The sequence below is a fragment of the Streptomyces sp. SID5785 genome (assembly GCF_009870065.1).
In the GTDB taxonomy this organism is placed as follows: Bacteria; Actinomycetota; Actinomycetes; order Streptomycetales; family Streptomycetaceae; genus Streptomyces.
This window is the reverse complement of sequence record NZ_WWIA01000894.1, coordinates 1-1,126: the sequence shown is the minus strand read 5'-3', so window position 1 is coordinate 1,126 and position 1,126 is coordinate 1. Positions and strand designations below refer to the sequence as shown.

Below are 1,126 nucleotides of genomic sequence, written 5' to 3'. Positions count from 1 at the left end.
GCGGGTCAGCCCTTGCGGGTCTTGACCTCGTCGGTGAGGGCGGGGACGACGTCGAAGAGGTCGCCGACGACGCCGTAGTCGACGAGGTCGAAGATCGGCGCTTCGGGGTCCTTGTTGATCGCGACGATCGTCTTCGAGGTCTGCATACCGGCCCGGTGCTGGATCGCGCCCGAGATACCCGAGGCGATGTACAGCTGCGGCGACACGGACTTGCCGGTCTGGCCGACCTGGTTGGAGTGCGGGTACCAGCCGGCGTCGACCGCGGCACGCGAGGCACCCACGGCCGCACCCAGGGAGTCGGCGAGAGCCTCGATGATCGCGAAGTTCTCCGCACCGTTCACACCACGGCCGCCGGAGACGACGATCGCGGCCTCGGTCAGCTCCGGACGCCCCGTCGACTCACGCGCGGCACGCGAGGTGACCTTCGTGCCCGTCGCCGCGTCCGAGAACGACACCGCCAGCGCCTCGACCGCACCCGCCGCAGCGGCCGGCTCGACCGGGGCCGAGTTCGGCTTCACGGTGACGACCGGGACGCCGGTCGTCACACGGGACTTGGTGGTGAAACCGGCCGCGAACACCGACTGCGTCGCCACCGGCCCCTCGTCACCGGCCTCCAGATCGACGGCGTCGGTGATGATGCCGGACCCGATACGCAGCGCGAGACGCGCGGCGATCTCCTTGCCCTCCGCCGACGACGGCACCAGGACCGCGGACGGGGACACAGCCGCGACAGCGGCCTGCAACGCGTCGACCTTCGGCACGACCAGATAGTCGGCGAACTCGGCCGCGTCGTTGGTCAGCACCCGCACCGCACCGTGCTCACCGAGCACCGCCGCGGTGTCACCGGCACCGGCACCCAACGCGACCGCGACCGGCTCACCGATCCGACGGGCCAGCGTCAGCAACTCCAGGGTGGGCTTACGGACAGAACCGTCCACGTGGTCGACATAGACCAGAACTTCAGCCATGGGACTTCGATCTCCTGCTGTCTGCGAAGAAAAGGGGGGCGGGGAAGTGAAGAGAGGGACCGGGGCTCAGATGAACTTCTGGCCCGCGAGGAACTCGGCGAGCTGCTTACCGCCCTCACCCTCGTCCTTGACGATCGTGCCCGCCGTGCGCGCGGGAC

The 1,126-nt window shown here is 69.5% G+C and carries 1 protein-coding gene and 1 pseudogene; both read right to left on the bottom strand.

The window, feature by feature from the left end:
* Window positions 1-5 precede the first annotated feature (5 nt).
* Window positions 6-968 carry an electron transfer flavoprotein subunit alpha/FixB family protein gene (locus GTW43_RS29250; RefSeq protein WP_161305003.1) on the bottom strand — a complete coding sequence of 321 codons (963 nt, stop codon included), beginning with the start codon at window positions 966-968 and terminating at the stop codon, window positions 6-8.
* 66 nt (window positions 969-1,034) lie between these two features.
* Window positions 1,035-1,126 (bottom strand): annotated as a pseudogene (locus GTW43_RS29245) (electron transfer flavoprotein subunit beta); the annotation flags it as partial.

Coding starts and splice junctions, on each gene's coding strand:
- GTW43_RS29250 (WP_161305003.1), bottom strand. CDS start 968: ATGGCTGAAGTTCTGGTCTATGTCGACCACGTGGACGGTTCTGTCCGT.